The sequence below is a fragment of the Kribbella sp. NPDC000426 genome (assembly GCF_040300265.1).
Lineage (GTDB): Bacteria > Actinomycetota > Actinomycetes > Propionibacteriales > Kribbellaceae > Kribbella.
The window spans coordinates 206,002-223,024 of record NZ_JBEPDK010000010.1; the positions used below are offsets into that span (position 1 = coordinate 206,002).

14 protein-coding genes are annotated in these 17,023 nt (G+C 67.9%); 7 read left to right on the plus strand and 7 right to left on the minus strand.

Going from position 1 to position 17,023, the window contains the following annotated elements; all coding sequences use genetic code 11:
• The 4 genes from ABT313_RS40220 to ABT313_RS40235 all read right to left on the minus strand — a co-directional run bounded on the left by ABT313_RS40220 (position 1) and on the right by ABT313_RS40235 (position 3,534).
• A complete protein-coding gene (locus ABT313_RS40220; RefSeq protein WP_350865498.1) occupies positions 1-873 on the minus strand; it encodes a GNAT family N-acetyltransferase in 873 nt (290 codons plus the stop codon).
• Positions 874-886: 13 nt separating this feature from the next.
• Positions 887-1,705 (minus strand): class I SAM-dependent methyltransferase, encoded by an 819-nt coding sequence (locus ABT313_RS40225; protein WP_350865500.1) that lies wholly within the window; start codon positions 1,703-1,705, stop codon positions 887-889.
• A gap of 363 nt (positions 1,706-2,068) precedes the next feature.
• On the minus strand, positions 2,069-2,629 hold the full coding sequence (locus tag ABT313_RS40230) for a cysteine dioxygenase (RefSeq protein ID WP_350865503.1): 561 nt from the start codon (positions 2,627-2,629) through the stop codon (positions 2,069-2,071).
• Positions 2,626-3,534: an amidohydrolase family protein gene (locus ABT313_RS40235; protein WP_350865506.1), complete on the minus strand. Its 909-nt coding sequence runs from the start codon at positions 3,532-3,534 to the stop codon at positions 2,626-2,628. The genes ABT313_RS40230 and ABT313_RS40235 overlap by 4 nt, the downstream gene beginning before the upstream one ends.
• 116 nt (positions 3,535-3,650) lie before the next feature.
• On the opposite strand from ABT313_RS40235, the gene ABT313_RS40240 reads away from it, so the two are divergent.
• Positions 3,651-4,661 (plus strand): LacI family DNA-binding transcriptional regulator, encoded by a 1,011-nt coding sequence (locus tag ABT313_RS40240; protein ID WP_350865509.1) that lies wholly within the window; start codon positions 3,651-3,653, stop codon positions 4,659-4,661.
• A 96-nt stretch (positions 4,662-4,757) separates the two neighbouring features.
• Here ABT313_RS40240 and ABT313_RS40245 read toward each other — a convergent pair whose 3' ends face one another.
• The gene (locus ABT313_RS40245) at positions 4,758-5,588 is read right to left on the minus strand and encodes an SDR family NAD(P)-dependent oxidoreductase (protein ID WP_350865512.1); all 831 of its coding nucleotides are present in this window, start codon (positions 5,586-5,588) and stop codon (positions 4,758-4,760) included.
• A gap of 107 nt (positions 5,589-5,695) precedes the next feature.
• Here ABT313_RS40245 and ABT313_RS40250 point away from each other — a divergent pair, with 107 nt between their 5' ends.
• Positions 5,696-6,238, plus strand: a complete 543-nt coding sequence (locus ABT313_RS40250) for a helix-turn-helix transcriptional regulator (protein WP_350865515.1) — start codon at positions 5,696-5,698, stop codon at positions 6,236-6,238.
• 50 nt (positions 6,239-6,288) lie between these two features.
• Here ABT313_RS40250 and ABT313_RS40255 read toward each other — a convergent pair whose 3' ends face one another.
• Both ABT313_RS40255 and ABT313_RS40260 read right to left on the minus strand, forming a co-directional pair.
• A complete protein-coding gene (locus ABT313_RS40255; protein ID WP_350865517.1) occupies positions 6,289-9,213 on the minus strand; it encodes a M36 family metallopeptidase in 2,925 nt (974 codons plus the stop codon).
• A gap of 210 nt (positions 9,214-9,423) precedes the next feature.
• Positions 9,424-10,632: a S53 family peptidase gene (locus ABT313_RS40260; RefSeq protein WP_350865519.1), complete on the minus strand. Its 1,209-nt coding sequence runs from the start codon at positions 10,630-10,632 to the stop codon at positions 9,424-9,426.
• 331 nt (positions 10,633-10,963) lie between these two features.
• Here ABT313_RS40260 and ABT313_RS40265 point away from each other — a divergent pair, with 331 nt between their 5' ends.
• The 5 genes from ABT313_RS40265 to ABT313_RS40285 all read left to right on the plus strand — a co-directional run bounded on the left by ABT313_RS40265 (position 10,964) and on the right by ABT313_RS40285 (position 17,018).
• Positions 10,964-12,262: an ABC transporter substrate-binding protein gene (locus ABT313_RS40265; protein ID WP_350865521.1), complete on the plus strand. Its 1,299-nt coding sequence runs from the start codon at positions 10,964-10,966 to the stop codon at positions 12,260-12,262.
• 197 nt (positions 12,263-12,459) lie between these two features.
• Positions 12,460-13,125: a carbohydrate ABC transporter permease gene (locus ABT313_RS40270; protein ID WP_350865523.1), complete on the plus strand. Its 666-nt coding sequence runs from the start codon at positions 12,460-12,462 to the stop codon at positions 13,123-13,125.
• Positions 13,122-13,934, plus strand: coding sequence for a carbohydrate ABC transporter permease (locus tag ABT313_RS40275; RefSeq protein WP_350865526.1), 813 nt, complete (start codon positions 13,122-13,124; stop codon positions 13,932-13,934). Before ABT313_RS40270 ends, ABT313_RS40275 begins: the two co-directional genes overlap by 4 nt.
• The gene (locus ABT313_RS40280; protein ID WP_350865529.1) at positions 13,931-14,560 is read left to right on the plus strand and encodes a hypothetical protein; all 630 of its coding nucleotides are present in this window, start codon (positions 13,931-13,933) and stop codon (positions 14,558-14,560) included. The genes ABT313_RS40275 and ABT313_RS40280 overlap by 4 nt, the downstream gene beginning before the upstream one ends.
• A complete protein-coding gene (locus ABT313_RS40285; protein WP_350865532.1) occupies positions 14,544-17,018 on the plus strand; it encodes a GH116 family glycosyl-hydrolase in 2,475 nt (824 codons plus the stop codon). The genes ABT313_RS40280 and ABT313_RS40285 overlap by 17 nt, the downstream gene beginning before the upstream one ends.
• Positions 17,019-17,023: the final 5 nt, after the last annotated feature.

The following is a 17,023-nucleotide window of genomic DNA, read 5'->3' on the forward strand; positions in this document are numbered from 1 at the left end:
TCAGAGCGGTTTCTCGAACCAGTGATGCGCGTAGGGCTCGGCGTTGAACGCCGGAACCTCCTTGAAGCCTGCGGAGCGGTAGAGGGCGATCGCCTCCTTCAGGTTGTGGTTGGTCTCGAGGCGTACGGCGGTAGCGCCGTGGGCGGCCGCCGTACGCTCGAGCTCGGCCAGTAGCCGGCGGCCGAGGCCGAGCCCGCGCGCATCCGGGGAGACCCACATCCGTTTGATCTCGGCCGGTTCGGAGCCGTGCAGCTTGAGGGCACCGCAGCCGACCGGCTCCGACCGCAACGTTGCTACGAGCAACAACCCGGCGGGGAGCGTCAACTCGGCGTGGTCAGCCGAGATGCTCCGCGCCGGGTCGAACCCGGTCTCGAACCTGCGCCCGAGCTCCTCGAAGTACGCGTTCAAGCAGTACTGCGCCGCCGGCAGCCGCGGATCGACGATCTCGACCCGGACCATCGACGCGGTGAGCAGCCTGGTCACCTCGTCCATCGCCGCCGTCAGCCGCTCCCGCTGCCGCTCGTCGAGCGGCTCGAGGATCGACGCCGCCAACTCGTCCGACCGCGCGTCGAGCACCCGCCGCTCCGCGAGCCCCTCCGTCGTCAGCGTGGCCATCCGCACCCGCGCATCCGCCGCACTCGGCTCGACCCGCACCAGCCCGGCGCCCGTCAACGACCTGAGCAACCGGCTCATGTACCCGGAGTCGAGATCGAGCCTCGCGCGCAACGTCCGCACGTCGCACCCGTCCGCGCCGATCTCCCACAGCACCCGGTCCTCCCCCAGCGGACGACCGCGCGCCAGATAGTCCTCCTGCAACGCCCCCACCCGCTGCGTCACCATCCGATTGAACCGCCGCACCTCGCCAACACCCATCCTCTGACTTTAGTCAGAGATCTGCCCGTTGGCCTACCCCGAACAGCAAAGAACTCGACTGGACCATGTCCGGATACCTGTCCGCGAGGCGCGCGCACTCGAGCGCCGTACGTAGCGGATCCGGCTCCAGGAGGCTGTCGGGGAGCGGACGGTCCCCGTAGTGCGCGTCGATCATCACGGTCAGCCAGCCGCCCGGCCCGGTCAGGCCGTGGATCATCACACCGCGCAGGCCGGCATGAGTGAGCTCGGCCCGAAGCTGGGCCACGGTGTGGTAAGTCGTGTGCGCCATCCGGTCGTTGCGCGGGCTGTACCCGTCGCGCAGGATGTCCGTCACCACGGCCTGCCGTTCGATCAACGTGTTCGCCAGGGTGGAGCCGATCAGGTTCGCCGCCCGGTTGATCGCGACCACCGCGACGAACCCGCCGAGCTTCGTCACCCGAATCGCCTCACGCAGCGCGAGTTGCCGCTCGTCCGGCTGCCGCAGGTGATACATCGGCCCGGCCACGAACGCCGCGTCGAACTCCTCGTCCTCCCACGGCAACCGCCGCGCGTCTCCTTGTACCGCGCTGATCCCGGCCTCGGTCGCCTGCCGGACGTGGCGCTCGACCGGGTCGAGCAGCTCGACGTCGTACCCGCGGCGTTTCAACCAGCTCGCGTGTACGCCGGGTCCGCCGCCGATGTCCGCGACCGCGGCGGGAGGCGCCGGCAGATACCTGTTCAGCAGGTCCTGCACCCGGGCCAGCTCCAACCGCCCCTTGACCGTCGACCCCAGCCGACTCGCTTCGTCGTACCGCTCGCCGTAGTGCTCCTCGAGCTCCAAGTGCATCGTCATGACACCCAAGCCTGACCACAAAACCCACCCCCAGGCAGGCCAGATCCCGGGGCAGATCAATCTGCCCCGGGATGCCCCAAACAGACCGAGAGGAAAGGAAAGAAGAGATAAAGAACAAAGAAGAGAAGAGATTTAGAGTGGTGGCCACCTTCGGCGGTCCGCCGGAGGTGGGTCCTGGCGAGATTTCTGCAGCCAGGGTCCACGACTCGGCGTACCGTCCAGGGGCCGTTCGCCACGACTCGGCGAACCAGGCGACCGCCGAGCTCCCGTCGAGATGCTGGCTGACGCGGACTGCCGGATCCAGCCAGGCGCCCAACCCTCCACTCCATCTTCGTCTTTGTTTGTGCTTCTTTTGGTTGTCGGTCAGTCGATGGGGCGGAGTTCGTCGGCGTAGGAGACGGAGACTCGGCGGAGGACGCCTTCTTTGACGGAGTACTGGCCCATGCGCCACAGGGGTGGGCTGTAGGCGTGGACGGTGACGCTGCCCTTGTCGAGGCCGGTGAGGCGGTGGATGTGGTCGGGGCCGAAGCCGTAGACGTCGCCGGCCTCGACCTCGGTCTCGATCGACTCGACGCCGATCGCGAGGTTGTGCTCGACGAGCTTGCCGCGGGCGACCGCGACCGCACCCGAGGACACGTCGTGGTCGTGCCAGCCGGTGTCGTTGACCGGGGTCCAGCAGATCAGCCAGACGTCGACGTTCGCGTCCCGGTGCAGGGAGGCGAAGACGCGCTCCTCGTCGGAGTACGCGACCTGGTCCTCCCACAGGTGCGGCTGCGCGGCGATCGACGCGGCCAGCTCGGACAGCTCGGCGGGCGTCAGGTCCCGCCCCGGAAGGTCGTCCAGCGACAAACAGTTGTTGAGCTCCACGAGCCGGCTGGCCTGGCGAGCCGGAACGTTCGGTACGTCGATCGGCTGAGCAGTCACTGCACTCCCCTCTCAGGAGTAGGTCCGGCCCCGAACAGGAGCCGGTGTGGGTTGTCGTGGCGGATCACCGCGGTTGCGGCGTCGCCCTGGCGGAGGTCGGTGGTTCCGGCGTACGGCCGGTCGGTGCCGTGCACGACCTGGTCGATGCCGAGGATCCGCGCGACCGCGTCGATCCCCTGCGGGCCGTAGCTCGAGGTATCGACGTACAGATTGGGGTCGATGGTGCCGAGCCGCCCGCCGCGCGCGGCCAGCCGCTCGTGGTGCACCGGCGCGAGACCGGCCGCGGCGGCGAAGCACAACCGCAGGCGCGGGTACGTACGCCGTCCGCCGAACGCGTGCCACGCCCACCAGGCCGCTTGCAGCTGAGTGGTGTAGTCGACGACCGGCGCCCACCAGCAGGGCGCCTCGTTCGACCGGGCTGAGCCGGGGTGCACGAGGATCGGCTTGTTCAACCGCTCCATGGTCTGAAGCAACTCACCCAACGCTTCCCATGAGGACGGCGCGCTCAGCACGTGCGCAGGCAGCTGCAAGCCGAGAAATCCCTTGTCCAGAAGGGATTCCAGCTCCTCGAGGTCGGGCTCGGGCAGCGCGACGGACGCCCAGGCCCTGAACGGCTCGGGGAAGCTCGCAGCGCCTTCGTGCCAGGCGGCCAGCAGCTGCTCGTCGCCGAGTTCCTCGATGCCCAGCGGACTAGACAGCGAGACCACGGCAAGCGTCGTACCGGCGTCCTGCTCCAGTGCCACCCGCTTGCCGAGCTCGTGCGCCGCGGGATCCACGTCGTACGGCGCCTCGGTCGCGGTGTGCAGCGTCCAGCCGTCGAGGTACGGCGGCTCCCGATGACTCCCGCGGGCCTGGAGCCGGTCGACGAACGCTTCCGGCCACAGATGCTGGTGGACGTCGATCATCGGCTCCTCCTCTCCGCGGTTTGATCAGATTGAAGCGCTTCAGGATGCTTAGAGTGAAGCGCTTCAAAGGCCACGTTGTCAAGTTTTTGTCCACGGCTGCGGCTAGGGTCGTGGGCATGTCCGGAACCGGCCGGAGGCCAACCCTCAAGGACATCGCCGCCGAGACCGGGCTCTCGATGGCCGCTGTGTCGTATGCACTGCGCGGTCTGCACGGCACGCCCGAGACCCGGCAGCGGGTCCAGGACGCGGCCGACCGCCTCGGATACCAGGCCGATCCGGTCGCCCGCGCGCTGGCCTCTGGCCGGAGCGGTTCGATCGGCGTACTGTGCGCGTCCCTCGAGGACCTCTGGCAGCAGCGGGTCGCGGCTGCGCTCGGCCGGGAGCTCCTCGCCCCGGACCGGAACGCCTGGATCATCGACTCCGCCGGCGACGCGGACCGGCAGCTCGAGCTCGCCCAGCATCTGGTCGACCACCGCGCCGACGCGATCGTCGTGATCCCGATCGACCCGGCCGCCAAGGCCTGGGCCGAGATCGCCAAGCAGGCGCCGGTGATCGCGATCGGCGACGCCCTGCCCGGCGCGAAGGCGAAGTCCGAGGTCGTCTTCGACAACGAAACCGGCGTCAGTACGGCGCTGCGCCGGCTCGCGGACGCCGGTCACCGCCGCGTCGCCGTGCTCAGCCCGACCCGGCGCTTCGAGGTCGAGCGCCCCGCCGAGGAGCTCGCCCAGCGGGTGGCGGCCGACCTCGGGCTGGAGATCCGTCTGCTGCAGTGCCCGCACGACCTGGCCGGCGCGACCGAGGTCGCCCGCACGCTGCTGACCAGCACGCCCCGCCCGACCGGCATCCTCGCGCTCGCCGACTCGATGGCCTTCGGCGTGTACGCCGCCAGCCGCGAGCTCGGCCTGCGCATCCCGGCGGACCTGTCCCTGCTCGGCTACGACGACCAGCCGATGTCCCAGCTGCTCACGCCACCCCTGTCGACGTTCCACTGGCCGCTCGACGACCTGGTCACCCACGTCGTCACCCGCGTCACCTCCGCCGTCGACACCAACCGCCGCGTCCGCCGCACCACCCTCACACCGACGCTGATCGAACGCGGCTCGGTAGCCGCCCCACCCTCCACCTAGGCGAGCCGACCCCCGATCCACAGCAACATCCACCCGCCCGAAACTAGACTAATTCACTACACTTACTGTCCGTTGTCCAAGATCCGGACGGCGCGCTCACGGCTTGATGCCGTTCAGGCCGACGGCTCCGCTGACGACGCGGTCTCTCAAGCCGGCTGGGAGTTTCGGGAGGATGGCGCCGAGGGTGCGGGCTTCGGCGATGGCGTACCGGCGCCGTGGCCTACGTGCTTCGACGGCTCGGACGATGACCTTGGCGACCTTGTCCACCGGGCCTGGCTTGAAGCGGGACATTGCCTTCTCGTACGCCATTAGGTGGGCCGCGTACAAGTCCACCTGGTCGCGATCGGACTGCTGCATCGCGGCATCGGCGGCAGCGCCGGCTCGGGTGAAGATCTGGGTTTCGGTTGTGCCCGGCTCGATCACGATCACCGGGATCTTCCACGGGGTCAACTCCAGGCGGAGTGCGTTCGAGAGGGCCTCCAGCCCGGCCTTACTGGCCGAGAGCGCGCCCAGCAACGGCATCGCCACCCGCCCGGTCGCCGCGCTGACATTGACGATCCGCCCAGCCCCTGACCGCAGTAGCGGCAGAAACTCGCGGATGACCGAGGCCGGGCCGAGCGTGTTCACCTCCAGCTGTCGCCGCCACTCGTCGGCCGGGACCAGTTCGAGCGGCCCCTGCACGATGACGCCGGCGTTGTTGATCACCGCCCACAGCCCGTCCACCTCGCCCGCGACCCGCTTGGCCGCCGCGGCGACGCTCGACGGGTCCGCGACGTCCAACGGCACCACCCGCACCCCCGGCTCGAAGGCAGCCGGTCCGCGGGCCCCGGCGTACACCGTGAACCCTCGGCTCTGCAGTAGCCGGACTGTCGCCGTACCGATGCCGCCGGTCGAGCCGGTGACGAGAACCGCCCGTGTCTCAGTCATAGAAACCCCTCACAGATGTTCTCATGGACATGTCCCTAGGGACATATCTGAGCATGCACATGTCCCACCGGACATGTCAAGATGGCCGAACAGCGAAGGAGGTGGACATGTCACTGCGGCACGGGTTGCTCGGACTGCTCGCCGAAGGGCCGGCCAGTGGGTACGACCTGGCCAGACGGTTCACCGAGGTGCTCGGTTCGATCTGGCCGGCGCAGCACCCGAAGATCTACGCCGAGCTGAACAAGCTCGCCGCGGAGGGTCTGGTCGAGGTCGAGAGCGAGGGGCCGCGGCGGCGGAAGGCGTACCGGATCACGGCGGCCGGCGTGGCGGAGGTGAAGCGCTGGCTGACCGAAGTCGACGTCGACCACACGATGCGGCTGCAGCCGCTGCTGCGCTCACTGTTCTTCTGGATGATGGACACCGACGAACTGCAGCGCCACCTCGAGGCCGAGGCGACCTACTACCGCGAGCTCGCCGACCAGTACCGCGACTACGCCGCCCGCAAGGACCGCGGCGAGTTCGGGTACAGCGAACAGACCCAGTCGATGCGCGTCACGATCGAAGCCGGCATCCGGTTGTACTCCGCACTCGCCGACTGGGCCGAATGGGCGCAGACCGTCCCGCCGGCCAAACCCCCGAAACATGCGTGAAGGCCGGCCGGGCAAGAAGCCCGGCCGGCCTTCACTTCAGCAGTACTGCGTTACTTCGTGCCGAAGACCTGGATCTCGGTCATGTCGGTGAACTGGCAACCGCCGAAGGCGCCGTCCGGGCAGTTCGTCTTGAAGTCCGGAACCTGCGGGCTGGTCATCACGAACCGGACGTACTGGACGCCGGCCGCGTTGCCGGTCGGGGCGACCAGGTTGTACTTGCCCCGGTTCGTGGCGTCGAAGGTGCCCGACGCCGCGACTGCCCAGGTGGTGCCGTCGGCCGACGTCTCGACGCGGTAGCCACCGGTCGAGGCGCTGCCTGGGTCACCACAGGTGTTGGACGGGTCGATGTTGAACCCGCTGACGTTGACCTTGGCCGGCAGCTTGATGTCGATGTGCTTCTCGATCATCGTGTTGGTCGGCGTGCCGTTGTCGTCGCCGGTCGTGCTGCCCCAGCCGGTGCCCTGGGCGTTGTCGATCGCGAAGCCCGGGCCGCACTGCGGCGAGAAGTCCGGACCGTTGAAGTCGGCCACCGTGCCACCGCCGGAAGCGGCGGCCCAGTTACGGCGCGGTGCGAAGTTCGCCTTGGCGCCGGGCTTGACCGTGGCCGGCTGGACCAGCAGCTCGTAGCCCGGAGCGGACATCACGAGCTTCGGGTACGTACCCGCCGCGACACCGGTGATGGAGTAGTTGCCGTTGGCATCGGTCGTACCGGCGTAGTCACCGGCGTACCCGGAGGAGTGGCCGCCGACGTAGACCAGCGCGCCGGCCACCGGAGCGCCGGTGTCCTTGTCCAACACCTTGCCGGTCAGGGTCGTGGTCGCACCCGTCGGCGGCTTGTGGAAGTCCTCGGCCGGGAACGCGTCGCCGCCGTCGACGACACCGGCGTACCAGCCCATGCCGCGGTTGGCGAAGACGGTCCAGATGATGTCGGCGTTCTTGCCGCCGCTGGCGACCAGGTCGGCCTGGACGATCGCGTTGCGCATGTCGAGCATCGTCGGGTCGGCCGGCGACAGCTCCATCGCGCGGGTGATGATGCTCATCGCGTAGCTGCGGCCGAAGCGCTCACGCAGGTCCCACAGGGTCTGCGCCCACACCTCACCGGAGGCGTGCACCTCGGGCGAGCCGCCGATGGTCGGGAAGTCGGCGTAGGTGTAGCCGCCCTTCGAACCGTCGGGCTGGATGCAGTTCGGGCTGACCGCCTTCACGCGGCAGTCGATCGCCTGCGTGCGGAACAGCTCGCCGTGCGAGACGTACCGGCCCTCGAGGACCTCACCGGGAGCGGTGGTGTCCTTCTCCAGGCCGTGCGAGACCAGGTAGTCCATCGCGTAGAAGTCGCTCCACGCCTCGCCCATCGAGCCGGCCTGGATGCTGTTCAGCGTGGAGTTCCCGGTGGCGTCGACGACCAGGCGGTTCGACAGACCGTGGGTGTACTCGTGGTACAGGATGCTGGCGTCGTTCGCCCCGCTGGACGGGACGTAGCCCTCCTGCTGGTCGGTCGTGCCCGGGAAGTGCCACAGGTACATCTGCATGGTCGGCGACTGGCCGTCCGGCGGGGTCGACATGTTCGCGTTGTCGATGTGGTTGGCGTCCGGGCCGCCGTTCGCGGCGGTGGCCGCGCCGTCCAGCGCGTTCAGCATCACCGGGTCGCCGCCCGCGGCGTCGAACGAGCCGGCCGCCGGGGTGAAGCTGATCGGCGGCTTCGCCAGCCAGTCGTGGAAGTTGCTGGCCAGGTAGAACGCGTTGGTGACGTCCTGATTCATGTTGGTCTTCCAGGAGTCCGGCTTCGCCGGGTCCCAGGTGCAGATGAACGCGGCCGAGCAGAACGACGAGGCGCTCTGGAACGTCGTCAGCTTGTACTCCGAGCCGGTCTTGGTGCCGGGCACCTTGACCGTCTCACCGGGGTTCGGCTGGTTGTCGTCGTTGACGTCGGCGAAGGCGGAGACCGACGTACCGTCGAGGAGGGTCTTCGCGTTCTTCGGCAGCCACTTGTTGTAGATCAGGTTCTCGGTGCGCTGCGTGCCGCCCACGGCCGCGCCCGGGTAGTAGTCCTGCACCAGCGCGTCGCCGTTGCCCTCGCTGACCAGGTCCTTGCGGTAGAGCGTGGCACCGGTCTGGGCGTCGACGACGTGGCTGTAGATGTTCTGGCCGCCGGAGTTGGTGTAGGTCAGCCAACCCTTCTGCAGCCCGTCGGCGGTGTGGAACCACACCTGCTGGGCGGTGTCGCCGTTGCTCCACTTGGTGTTCACACCGGACGTGGTCGCGGTCGCGGACTTCGCCGTACCGCCGACGTCCTTGATGGCGGCGCTGCGGGCACCGGACGCGGAGACCTTCGGCGCGGCCTCGGCGGAGCGCGTCTGCGCGGCCGTGGTGAGGCCGGCGACGGGCGAGCCCATCACGGAGATCAGCTGGCCGTTCTTGGTGACGTTGGCCTTCAGGCCGTTGCCGAAGACCTCGACGCCGTCGACCACCTGGGTCCAGAAGATGTGGTGCGTGCCGAGATCGTCGACGTAGTCCTTGCGCAGCTTCAGCGTGCCGAGGTCTGCGTCGGAGAGCTTGAAGATCTCCGGGTGGGCCTGCACGTAGCCGAGGGCGACGTCGGTGGCCTTCTTGGCGCTCTTGCCGGTCAGGAAGCCGTTCAGCTTGGTGACCTGGGCCGGGGTGCCGGTGTTCGGGTCGACCTCGACGACACCCTGGGCGCCGAGCGAGTCGCGGAACTTCTTCGACGCGGCCGTCTCCTTGCCCTGCACCTTGGCGCTACGGGCGTAGGTGGTCTTGGCATTCGGCGTCCGGGCGTCGTAGTTGCCCTTCCGCTCCTTGCCCGACGCCGGCTTGTCGGCCTGGGCCGGCTTCTTGGCGTCGCCGCCGCCGGGCTTCTGCGCGGCGTCCGCGCCACCGGCGGTCATGGCCAGCACGACGGCGGCCGCGGAGACGGCTGAGACTGCCAGGAGCCCCCGCCCTCTGCGTGATGTTGTCACAGCAAATCTCCATGGAGTTCGAATTAGCGGGTCGCCCTCCACGACCCGTCCCGGGGGCTGACCTTAAGCCTGCGGGGGCTTCCGGGGAAGAGAAATCCCCGGAATGTCGCGGAGTCGAGGGTTGTCCTTCGTGCTCGGAACAGTACTAGGAGCGACCGGACAATGGTTGCACGCAGCCACAGTCCGGTCGCCCTGAGTTTTAACGCGGGTTCAGAAAGCGCCGGCGCCGTTCGGCGTACCGAGGCCGGTCGGGCCGTCCCAACCGGTCCGGGCGTTGCACCACTGGGTCGTGGGGCACGAACCGTTGCTGCCGCTGGTCACGTCGAACAGGGACCCCGGGTGGGCGTAGGGGAACGCATTCGCGTAGCCGCTGGTGTTGCCGGACAGCGCGTAGACCGCGGCGATGATCGGTGCGGCCTCACTCGTCCCGCCGAACTGCGCCCAGGTCGACGCGGTCTTGCTCGTCGGGTAGTAGATCGCCATGCCGCCCTTGCCCGGGTCGGCCGCGGCGGAGACATCCGCCATCGCACGCTTCGAGCAGCCGGTGCTGAACGACGCAGCGCCCGGCAGTGCGGTGTTGTACGTCGAGCAGCCCGAGCCCGCGCCGCTCCACACACTCTCGCTCCAGCCCCGGGAGTTGCTGGCGGCAACCAACGACGTACCGCCGACGGCCGTCGTGTACGACGAGGAGGCCGGGTAGCTGCCGCCCTGGTAGCCGTCGTCACCGGTGGACGCGGTGACCGCGATACCCGGGTGGTTGTAGTACTGGCCGTAGGTGGAGTCGGAGGCGTCGCCGCCGCCGTAGCTGTTCGAGATCGCCACCACACCGGCCTGCTTGGCCGCGGTCTGGACCGCAGTGCCGAGGTCGGCGAAGCTGGCGGAGTTGGCCTGGACGACGACGATCTTCGCGTCCGGCGCCGCTGCGGAGACCGCGTCGACGTCGAGCGCCTGCTCACCGGCCCAGCCGGCGTTGAACCTCGGCAGCGACGTACCGCCGGTCTGGTTGATGACCTTCAGGCAGCCGTTGGCTGTCGTACAGGCGGACAGGCCGAACTGCGAGCGGTAGACGCCGAGGTCGCGCTCCAGGTTCGGATAGCCGTAGGCGTCGACGATGGCGACCGTGCGGCCGCCGGCGCTGAGTCCGTTGAGCTTGTACGCGTCCCGCAGACCGGTTGGGGTCAGGCCGGTCGACGGCGGCGCGCTCGCGTTCGGCGCGAACCCGTCGGGGTTCACGAGTTTCACCGCGTTGCAGCTCGCGGTGTGCTTGGCCTTGGCGGTCGAGCACACGCGGGCGGCGTGCTTCCCCGCGGTGTAGGGGGTCGCCGCGTCGGCTCCCGATGCGGACAGTGTTTGGACGGTCAGTCCCGCGACGGCCAGTGCGCCGACGCCCAGGGCGGACACGAGAATCCGTTGCCTCAACTGGACTCCTCGAGTTGGGCAGACCTCCGCTCCGAGAACCCTGACGGCCGGGGCGGAGGCCAGCATTTATTGGGGGGTGTTCGCATCGTCCGTCCGCCGGGCGAGCCGATGCCAGCGATCGGACCACTGACAAATGTCATAGGTGAATCCATGACACCCGCACCGATCGGACCGGAATTTCCGCGTAATCACGGGCTTACGCAGGGTGCGCGAAGCGGTGAAGGTTTCCCCCTGAGTTTCCCGGCGCCCGAGTCTTGACACGGTTTGGACAGCCGGGGCTATGCTGCCGGGAACCTTCGAGAAATCGATTTCCCTGCCTGGAGGCGCGGACATGGATCAGCCCCTGTTGAGTCGACGACACTTCCTCCAGGTGACGGGTGGTACGGCGCTCGCCGCCGGCCTGGCCGCCTGCGGTGGCGGCGGTGGAAGCGGCGGCGGCTCGTCGTCCAAGGAGCTGTCGTTCGTCTACATGGGTACGGCCGAGCAACAGGCGACCTGGAACAAGCTGTTCGCGAAGTTCACCGAGCAGCACCCGGAGATCAAGCTCAAGGCCGAAGGCATCCCGCTGTCGAACTGGGGCGACTTCTTCAACAAGCTGTCCACCCGGATCGCCGGCGGTCAGGTGCCCGACGTCATCCAGATCGCGACCGAGGGGCAGCGGCTGTTCGCCTCGAAGGGTCTGCTCGCGCCGCTCGACGACTACATCGCCAAGGACAAGTCGACGATCGACGAGTACTACGGCGACATGGACCCGAACCTGGTCGAGTGGGACAAGAAGTACGCGTCGACCGACGGCAAGACGTACTACCTGCCGGGCGAGTTCAACACGATGTGCATGTGGTACTCCAAGGAGCTGTTCGCCAAGGCCGGCGTACCGGAGCCGACGGCGAAGTGGACCTGGGACGACTTCCGGCACGCGTGTGAGCAGATCAAGGCGAAGACCGGCGCGTTCGGGTACGCCGCCGGGCCGGAGTACTTCGCCGCGATCATGCCGTGGCTGCTGACGAACGGGACCAGCAGCTTCAGCGACGACTGGTCGAACCCGACGTACGACGATCCCCGCGTCATCGAGGCCGCCGACTTCAACCGGAAGCTGGTCGCGGACAAGCTGTCGCCGCCACCGGGTGGCACGTTCGACGCGACGACCGCGGCGGCGCAGGGCAAGCTGGCCATGTTCGGCGGCGGGCGCTGGCCGATCATCAGCATCCGGAACCTGAAGGCGACCGCGAAGATGGGTATCGTGCCGTGGCCGGTGAAGGCCGGGCCGGGCTCGCCGGTCGGCTGGAACGGGTACCCGATCCTGAAGGCGTCGAAGAAGAAGGACGACGCCTGGACGTTCATCAAGTTCCTGATCTCGAAGGAAGGCTCGTCGTTCTTCGCCCAGCTCGGCGGGACGATCGTGCCGGCCCGTAAGTCGGTCGCGAACAGCCAGTCGTTCCTCGAGGACGCGCCGAAGGGTACGGAGTACCTGTACCAGGCGCTGTCCTACGCGACGCCGATCCCGTCGCCGGACAAGGGCGCCGCCGTACAGAAGGCGATCGAGGACGGCTGGAAGCAGGTGCTGACCGGCAACGCCGCGCCGGCCGACGCGCTCGGCAAGGCGCAGACCGCGCTGGAGGGATTGGTCTGAAGCCCCAACGTCGCGACTGGCTGCCCGGGTACCTGTTCATCAGCCCGGCCGTACTGCTCTTCCTGGTCTTCGTCGCGCTGCCGCTGGTCGCCGCTTTCGGCCTCAGCCTGTTCCACTGGGACCTGCTGAGTACGCCGGAGTTCGCCGGGCTGGACAACTTCAAGCAACTGGTCAGCGACGGCGCCACGATCCGCGCGGTGATCAACACGTTCGTGTTCGCGCTGGCGTCGGTGGTGACGCATATCGGCCTGGGCATGCTGCTGGCCCTCGGCGTGCACCGGACGATGACGCGCGGAACGAAGTACTTCGTGCGGACGGCGTACTTCTTTCCGTTCCTGGTGTCGTGGGCCGCGGTCGCGCTGATCTGGAAGTACGTTCTCGATCCGGCGTTCGGACTGGCGAACTACTACCTCTCGACGACGACGAACTGGCTGGCGTCGCCGACATGGGCGTTGCCGACGCTGATCGTCGTCGACTGGTGGCACACGATCGGGTACACGTTCATCATCCTGCTCGCCGGGCTGCAAACGGTGCCTGCACAGTTGCACGAGGCCGCGCGGGTGGACGGCGCGAACGCGTGGTGGCGGTTCTGGAGCGTGACGCTGCCGGTGATGTCACCGACGATCTTCTTCGCGACCGTGATCACGTTCATCGGCGCGTTCCAGATCTTCGATCCGATGGTGATCATGACGCAGGGCGGTCCGGACGGCGCGACCCGCAGCATCGTGCAGTACACGTACGAGAAGGGCTTCCAGTCCTTCGAGGTCGGGTACGCCGCCGCGCTGTCGCTCGTGCTGTTCGTGGTGATCATGGTCGTGACCGGCCTGCAGTTCCGGCTTTCGCGTCGGTGGGTACACCAATGAGGGGAAAGCTGCTCGACCTGGTATTGGTACTCGGTGGGCTGGTGATGATCGCGCCGTTGGTGTGGCTGATCGTGAACGCGCTGTCGGAGCCGATCAACGCGTTCCAGCTGCCGCCGCAGTGGATCCCGCGGCCGCCGACGCTGCAGAACTTCCAGCAGGTGCCGGATCTGATCCCGTTCGCGCAGATGGCGTGGAACAGCTTGCAGATCGCGGTGCTGACGACGGCGGGTGCGTTGCTGACCAGCGCGCTGGCGGCCTATGCGTTCAACCGGCTGCGCTTCCCGGGCCGCGATCAGATCTTCTCGGTGCTGCTCGCGGCGCTCGTCGTACCGGTGCAGCTGACCGTGGTGCCGATCTTCATCATGATGCGCTGGCTGCATCTGGTCGACACGACCGTGGCGATCTGGCTGCCGGCGTTGGTGAACGTGTTCGGGATCTTCTTCCTGCGGCAGTACATCGCCTCGATCCCGCGGGAGCTGGACGAGGCCGCGATCATGGACGGCGCCGGGCACTTCTGGATCCTGTTCCGGGTCATCCTGCCGCTCGCGCGGCCCGGCCTGACCGCACTGGGGATCTTCGTGTTCGAGGCGTCGTGGAACAACTTCTTCTGGCCGTACATCTTCCTGTCGTCGCCGGAGAAGATGACGCTGCCGGTGGGACTGGTGTCGTTGCAGGGGGCGATGGGCGGCGGTCCGGCGGTGGTGCTGTTCGCCGCGATCACTCTGGTGGTGTTGCCGATCCTCGTGCTGTTCCTGATCTTCCAGCGCTCGTTCATCGCCTCCATCGCGTCGACGGGCCTTCGCGCATGACCTACTTACCCAGGGCGTTCAAGGCCTTGTGGCACGAGCTCCCGGTGCTGGCCGCGGCCGGTGTGCTGGTCTGCGTCGCTTCGGCCCTCGTCGTCCTCATCAGCCCCGGCCTGTCTCCGCTCAGCCTCCTGCTGGGCGCCGTCGTCGTGGGACCGACGTGGGCAGCCGTCACCGCCACAACCGACGCGATCGTCCGCGACGATCGCGGGGGCGTCCTGCTCCTGCTCCACAACATCAAGCGCCAGGCGCCGGCCGGTCTCGAGGTCGCCTGCGTGCCGGCCGTCGGCACTGCACTCACGTTGCTCAACTGGCAGCTGTATTCCGGGCCTCTCTTCGCCCTCCCGCTGGCCTTGAGCGGCTGCGCGAGCGTCCTCCTACTACTCGCCGCCTGCCACGCCTTCAGCCTCCGCGTGACCGCTGGGCTACGCGGTAAGACGCTCTGGCTAGCTTCATTGCAACTAGTTGCACGTGCACCACTTGTCCCCCTCGGCGTCCTGGCACTAGTTCTGTTGGCACTAGTTCTCGGGACCTCGGTAACTGCCTCACTACTTCTGCTCGCCCCCGGTCCGGTGGCGTTGTTCGCCTCTGCTGGTACATGGACGGAGAAACATGCACTACACCGGTGACAACCTTCGACACTTCGCCCTGCCTCTCGGTGGCCTCGGCACCGGCACGGTCGCGCTGGCCGGCAACGGTGCGCTGCGCCAGTGGCAACTGCACAACATCGGCAACCACGAGGGGCACGTGCCGGACAGCTTCTTCGCCCTCCGGCTCTCACAGGTCGAGCCGCCGCTGGACGAGATCCGCCTGCTGCAAGGGCCAGCGCTGGAGCCGACTGAGACTCCGCTGGTCACCGACGACGTGGTGCCCGCCGCTGAGAAGCACCTGCAGGAGGTCATCCGGCCGATCGGTCCGACGACGGTGACTGCGACGTACCCCCGGGCACGTGTGGACTACGAGACTGAGCTGCCTCTTCGGCTGAGCCTGGACGTGTTCAACCCGCTGGTTGCAGCTGATGTCGACGTCAGCTCGCAGCCGGTGGTGGGGTTCACGTTCACGTTGCACAACCCGGGCGAGATCGCACTGCACGGCAAGCTGGCGGGTGCGTTGCAGAACTCGGTCGGCTGGGACGGCGTCACCCCCATCGACGGCACCACGTGCAGCCAGTACGGCGGCAACACCAACCGCATCCGCCGTACCAGCGACTGGACGCACCTGGTCCTCGAGAACACCACCCTGCCCATTGACCATCCCGGCGCTGGCCAGCTGGTGCTGGCGGCCGACACAGCTGACGCGCTCGCCCACCCGCAATGGTCACGCCCCGAGGAGTTCGTTGCCTTCCTCAACGGACCCGTGAACCCGGTCAGCGGTTCCAGCGCGGCGGGCACGACCTGGAACGGTGGCCTGGCGGTTCCCTTCCACCTCGAGCCGGGTGAGACCAAGCAGGTGCGGTTCCTGATCGCCTGGCACTTCCCGAACCGATATGTCGACTTCAACCAGTTCGGCCCGCACCCGGAGTACGGCCACAGCCGTTTCTGGCTCGGCAACGCGTACACCCGTCGTACGCCGGACGCCGTCGCCGCGGCCGAGTCCTTCATCGCCCAGTGGTCCGAGCATAAGGAGCTGACCACTGCGTGGGCCGAGGCGTTCGAGTCGAGCAGTCTGCCCGGTGAGGCGGGCTCACGGATCGCTGCACTGGTGGCCGACGTACGGAGCCCGACGGTTTTCCGGACCGCGGACGGCGACGTGCTGGGGTTCGAGGGTGTGCTCGGTGCGTCCACAGCGATGTGGGGCGGCCGGTACGGCGGCTCGTGTCCGCTCAACTGCACGCATGTGTGGAACTACGAGCAGACGCTCTCCCGCCTCTTCCCGTCGCTGGATCAGAACATGCGGGACACGGAGTACGACGTGATGCAGGCGCCCGAGGGCTACATCCCGCACCGGGTCCGCGCACCGCTCTACATGAAGCAGGTGTGGGACGTGGTGATCGGTGGGCCGGAGGAGCCCGCACTGGACGGGATGCTCGGCAGCGTGCTGAAGACGTACCGCGAGGTGCGCCAGGGCGCCGGTCTGGACTGGCTGGGTCGACGCTGGCCCCAGGTGGTCCGGTTGCTCGACCACATCCATGGCAAGTGGTTGCGAGACGATGTACTGCGTGGCATCCAGCCCAGCACGCACGACATCGACCTGTGTGGGGTCAACTCGTTCATGGGCACGCTCTGGTTGGCTGCGTTGCGTGCTGCCGAGGAGATGGCGCTGCTGCTCGGTGAGGACTCCAAAGGCTTCAGAGCGCTCTTCGAGGCGGGCAGTACGGCGTACGACGAGCTGCTGTTCACCGGCGAGTACTACCGGCAGGTCCTCGAACCCGACGAGACCAGGGACTTCCAGTGGGGCGATGGCTGCCTTGCGGACCAGCTGATCGGGCAGTGGTGGGCTCATCAGCTCGAGCTCGGCTACATCCTTCCGGCTGACCACGTGCGGACGGCGCTGCGCAACGTCGTACGGCACAACCTGCGGACCGGGTTCCACGACTTCGACCACCCGTACCGCGTCTTCGCCGACGCGGACGACACCGGGCTCCTGATGTGCACGTGGCCCCACGGCGGGCGGCCCGACGTACCCACCCGGTACTGCGACGAGGTGTGGACGGGATCGGAGTACCAGGTCGCCGCCCACTGCCTGTACGAAGGCCTCACCGACGAATGCATGTCGATCCTGAACGGCCTCTGGACCCGGTACGACGGCAGCCGTCGCAACCCCTTCAACCCGATCGAATGCGGCGACCACTACATCCGCAACGCCGCCGGCTGGTCCGTCCTGGAAGCCTTGACCGGCTACCACCACAACGCCCTCACCAAGACCATCACCTTCGCCCCGCTGCCGATAGCCCGCTCAGCCGACACGTGGCAGTTCCCCTTCACCACCAACACCGGCTGGGCCACCGCCACCCACTCCGCAGACAACCTGACAATTGCCTGCCAGTCCGGCCACCTGGACCTCGAAACCATCACCGTCGACGGCACCACCCACTCGGTCAACGCGCGCGTCTCTCCCGGAAAACCTTTGGTCATCCCCACAACCTGACCCCT